This is a genomic window from Klebsiella sp. HMSC25G12, from assembly GCF_001807705.1.
GTDB lineage: Bacteria > Pseudomonadota > Gammaproteobacteria > Enterobacterales > Enterobacteriaceae > Klebsiella > Klebsiella variicola.
In genome coordinates this window covers 1-4215 of the sequence record NZ_KV789867.1, presented here as the reverse complement: position 1 = coordinate 4215, position 4215 = coordinate 1, and the positions used below count along the sequence as shown (strand labels likewise).

Annotated in this window: 7 protein-coding genes; 3 read left to right on the top strand and 4 right to left on the bottom strand. The window is 37.2% G+C overall.

Annotated features, from left to right (window positions below; translation table 11 throughout):
• A partial coding sequence (locus HMPREF3096_RS09705) for a MobA/MobL family protein (RefSeq protein ID WP_162871180.1) occupies positions 1-367 on the bottom strand: 367 nt, incomplete at its 3' end.
• 241 nt (positions 368-608) lie between these two features.
• Here HMPREF3096_RS09705 and HMPREF3096_RS31400 point away from each other — a divergent pair.
• The 3 genes from HMPREF3096_RS31400 to HMPREF3096_RS09695 are packed head-to-tail and all read left to right on the top strand — an operon-like array spanning position 609 to position 1450.
• A complete protein-coding gene (locus HMPREF3096_RS31400) occupies positions 609-773 on the top strand; it encodes a hypothetical protein (protein ID WP_162865999.1) in 165 nt (54 codons plus the stop codon).
• Between the two features lie 16 nt (positions 774-789).
• Positions 790-1179 (top strand): hypothetical protein, encoded by a 390-nt coding sequence (locus tag HMPREF3096_RS09700; RefSeq protein WP_223168448.1) that lies wholly within the window; start codon positions 790-792, stop codon positions 1177-1179.
• A gap of 1 nt (position 1180) precedes the next feature.
• Positions 1181-1450, top strand: a complete 270-nt coding sequence (locus HMPREF3096_RS09695) for a conjugal transfer protein TraD (protein WP_000047246.1) — start codon at positions 1181-1183, stop codon at positions 1448-1450.
• A 245-nt stretch (positions 1451-1695) separates the two neighbouring features.
• On the opposite strand, the gene HMPREF3096_RS29015 is transcribed toward HMPREF3096_RS09695, so the two are convergent.
• The 3 genes from HMPREF3096_RS29015 to HMPREF3096_RS09685 form a co-directional block, all read right to left on the bottom strand.
• Positions 1696-1965 (bottom strand): MalT transcriptional regulator family protein, encoded by a 270-nt coding sequence (locus HMPREF3096_RS29015; RefSeq protein ID WP_021197950.1) that lies wholly within the window; start codon positions 1963-1965, stop codon positions 1696-1698.
• Positions 1962-2819: a replication initiation protein gene (locus HMPREF3096_RS09690; RefSeq protein WP_000586611.1), complete on the bottom strand. Its 858-nt coding sequence runs from the start codon at positions 2817-2819 to the stop codon at positions 1962-1964. Before HMPREF3096_RS09690 ends, HMPREF3096_RS29015 begins: the two co-directional genes overlap by 4 nt.
• Positions 2820-3356: 537 nt before the next feature.
• The coding region (locus tag HMPREF3096_RS09685) for a MobA/MobL family protein (protein ID WP_176747746.1) at positions 3357-4215 on the bottom strand (859 nt) is incomplete at its 5' end.

Sequence of the window (4215 nt, the reverse complement as noted above, 5' to 3'; positions counted from 1 at the left end):
TGTCTGCAATCATTCCATAATCCACGAAATTTTCTTGGCAGTAATCGAGGACGATCTGCTTCTTCTGGCCGTCGTCCAGCTCCTTGGGGATGGCTATGTCCACATAGCGACATAATTCGGCATCCTTTCGCTTCTCGCCAGCCTCTACGGCATTCCAGAGGGTGCCTGAGTCCTTCACCAGTTCGGCAGGTGTGCCGGCAGGGGAGAGGATAGCAGAGCCGAAAAATCCCTCTTTTTTTGAATAATCCCAGGTTGCCCCGGTTCGATTATCTTTTGTCTTTTCTCGGTTTTGATATGCAGATAAATAAACCGAAGATTTACCTTCTGATCTTCGTAATTTTTTAAAGCTGATATGAAATGTCGCCATAGTCTACCCCTTACTTTTTTTGTCTTTTGAATTTTGGTTTTTAGCCCCGCAGGGCCCATACGTCGCTTGCGACGTGTAAGTGGGCATTACTAATATTATTTTTTCGGCTTCACCTCAAAATAATAAGTAATGAACCCCAGGCTTCGCCCAATATTAAATATTATTTATTTTATTCTAAAATATATTTGACTAAAGTAAATAATGGAGGTAATAAATAACAAAATAAAATAATGGAGGTTATATGGAAAAAGAAACGCTCGGCCCTGATATACAAGTCAATTGGTGTGATCATTGTGAAAAAAACACTCGCCATATATTTAGATTTACTGAGGAGTATTCAAAAGAAGAGGGACCAATTACAGAGGTTGAATGTACTAAATGTGGTAATACATTCACTATCTTATAGTGTGGAGGTTTTTAATATGCAATATAGAGGTTTAGAGTTTGAAGAACAAGAGTTTAACGACTGTTTAAACATTTTACATAAAGAGGTAGTGTCTTTTTTAAATAAAAATAATATGGCTCTGGATTTTTTCCAGTATCCAGTTGAGGATATATGTAGAATAATTTTTCGAGATAAAATAGATCTGAGAACTGCTGTTATTTTAGATTTTGGAATTACAACATATGATTTAAGCCCTTTGGGAGATCACGATCCTTTTGTTTGGCGGTTGCTTGAATGGCCATTATATGATTATGAGAATTTCCAGTTTGTGATTGTTCAAAAACTGGCTTCTTATGAATTAGATAAATTAAATGAAATAATCCAAGTAGAAGATAACAAAGATAATAAAGATAAAAGGAGGTTGTAATATGAGCAAATCAACAGCACAGCAGATCGCAGATCTACAAAATAAATTACAAGCACTAAGAACAAAAAAAGCAAGGCAGGACAGACGGGAAGAAACAAGACAAAAAATAATCCTGGGTGCAGAAGTGGCTAAGGTGTTAGATAAAAAACCAGAGGAAATTAACAAGGCTTTAATTCTTGGCTTGTTAAGTAAAATCAATGAGTTAGACGAAGAAGAGAAAAGAGATTTTACACGAATCGGAATGGATATATTGCAACAATGGAAATCGTAAACCGTGAACAGTGAAGAACCAGCCGCTTTTTGGGCTGGTTTTTTGCTGTGAAGGGTTGCCAGCCAACGGCTGGAGGTTTTAAGGTTGCCAGAGGGCCTCCGGTGGCTGGGTGGGTTTGTTGATTTGTTGGTACCAGAGTGTCCCTCACCTATCCAGACACAAGCCCGGATACGGGGAAAGGGGGAAAAATCCCCCCAGGGGTGGAGGGTTTGGTTAGGTTAGGGGGAAAAACTGCTTAGAAGTCGTTACAGGCTGTTTTTAGGCATATCTAAGGCAACATAACGGCGATACAGGGCAACGGCTCCGTGATACGAACAGCCCATTTTGTCGGCTACCTGTTGCCATTTCAGCCCCTGGCTTCGTAGTTCGTAAGCCTGACGACGACGATCAGCCGCTGTTTGTTCGTATTGTTCACGCGGTTCGGATGTATATTTTTTTACCGTTTTAACAGATATATTAAATCTTTCAGCCATTTCTTTTTGAGTTAAACCTTTTCTTATTGTGCTTCTTCTCATTTTTCACCTCCTATAAAACCAAGCATTTCTTTAACATTACTCTTCTTGGGTTTGTTTTTATTTTTCGCACCTCTTGAAGATTGTATTAGTGAAAATGTATGGCTATCAAAATTTTTCCAGGTCCAACGGGCTATGCTTCTTGCTGTTGCCTTTAACTCTTTGTATTGTAACGGATTTAGTGGATTGCAAAAAGTATTTAAACCCTGTGCTTTTAATAATAGTTCGTTTTCGAATTTCTCGAAAGTAGATATTTTTTTGAAATTTAAAACCGTTCTGTAAGCATATTGTCGTAGATCTTCAAACAAATTAACATTGCGACCTAAACCATAAGCCTCGCTTTTTTTCTCTTGTATTTGAGGTTTTTCTAAGTCCACAAAATCAGCTAAATAATCCAGGTCGTAAAGGTCAGCACCTGACCAGAACGGCGACCAGTGATCATTGAGTGGATTTTTTGTAATCAATCCAGCAAACCCCAGATCTGCTTTGAGTTTTTTCGCCATAGCCATTTCAACGGCAGCGGCATACTTCAACGGCTTCAACCTTGCTTGTTGTGTCTTACAAACACCGGCTTTAAGCATGTACCCGTAATGGCAACGACCTGTCTTTGGTGTTTTTGTAATAAAGTGAGGTATGGGTAAGCCCACCTTCTCAAATGTATAGAATGAGTTTTTCTTATCTAAATCAAAGAGTAAGCAAGTTTGGATTGCTGGCTGATTTGCCTGTAAATACAGCATTTCTAAGGCTTTTGCCTTGTTCCTTATGCTTAATCCCATATCGAGGTTATTTGTACAATAAGGCTTGTTAGGCATTTGATTTTTAAAAAAATCGATGTTATGTTCTTCTTGTATTATCATTTTTTCAGTCCTTTTTATCTGGCCCTACTCTCTGTTTTCTGTCGCCAAAACAAAATCGCAGAGGGTGGGGTTTTTATTTTTATAGGTTTTTCAATCCTGTACCAGTTCTAACCGATCTTAAAAATTTGTCAAGTGGGGAGCTTAACCATATCAGATAACAGCCCAACGAAGTTGGGGCAGTTCTTTACATACGGCAGCAAAGCATTACTATCAGATCTATGGTGCGAAGCATTACCGAAGATAGAAAAACAATAAAAAAAGAAAAAAGAGTATTGTTCGAAGAAAAATTGGCGATTCGATTTTTTTTGGTGAATATATGAAAAAAAAGAAAGTGCAGAAAAAACGGAAAAGAAATAAGCATAGTAAATTTTTTAAAATGCTTATGAAGTCAGTTAATGAAGCTGTGGCAATACATAAAGGGGAAATAGAACCGGCGAGGATCACAACTCTAAAAATGTAGTATATTATAGTATAGTATTAAATAATATTAAGTTGTATTAAGTGATACTACTATATAGGAATATATACCACTATATACTACATTCCAAATTTCTTCTTCCTCTTAGGTTGCTGATCTTCGAATTCCGGCATTGGTTCCGGCTCAGGCTCTTCAATTTTTGGTTGTGGTTGGTTCATAGGAGACATTCCAGAGCCTGAACCCATTTTTCCGCCTCCATTATTTCCACCGGTTCCGGTTCCTGTGCCTGTTTTAGGTTTTGTTTCTAACTCTGTCTTTAATATATGTTCGCCAAATTCATTTATTACATAACTACTAACGAAATTTTGAGGATCTTCTTTTTCTTCTTTTTTATTTTTATTTACATTAGGTTTTGATTTAAATATATGCTGGGTCTTTTTGTATAATGCCTTTAAATTATCAATGATTGACCTTGCAAGAGGCTTTTTCTCTATTTTCATAGTTTCCTCTGGCTGAGGTGGTTTGGTTTGCTGTAAGTATGTTGCATTAGCTATTTTTAATAATAATGCTTTTTCTTTTTGCTCCATAGCTCTTAATTTTTGACCTTTTCGCCATTGGTGCCTGTGTATCCTGGTCATTGGCGTTCTGTCCAGTTCAATAGTTTTTGAAATCCACTTGGCTTTCTCTTTCGGAGTTTTAGCAAAAACAGCCTTTCTTTCTGCCTCTTCTTTTTGATCTTTTAATGAACGGGAATCAATACGGGACTTATGACCATATTTTTTTAATCTGTCATTTGCTATTATTTCCCAGTTAACTCGCCAGGCTTCAATATTTTCTCTATTATTCCATTCTCTTTGTTTGTTCCCAAATCCATTTGGGCTAACAGTTCTTAAAGTTAGCATTACATGAGCATGAGGGTTATGACTATCAAGATCATGAAATGCTATGTCTGCAATCATTCCATAATCCACGAAATTT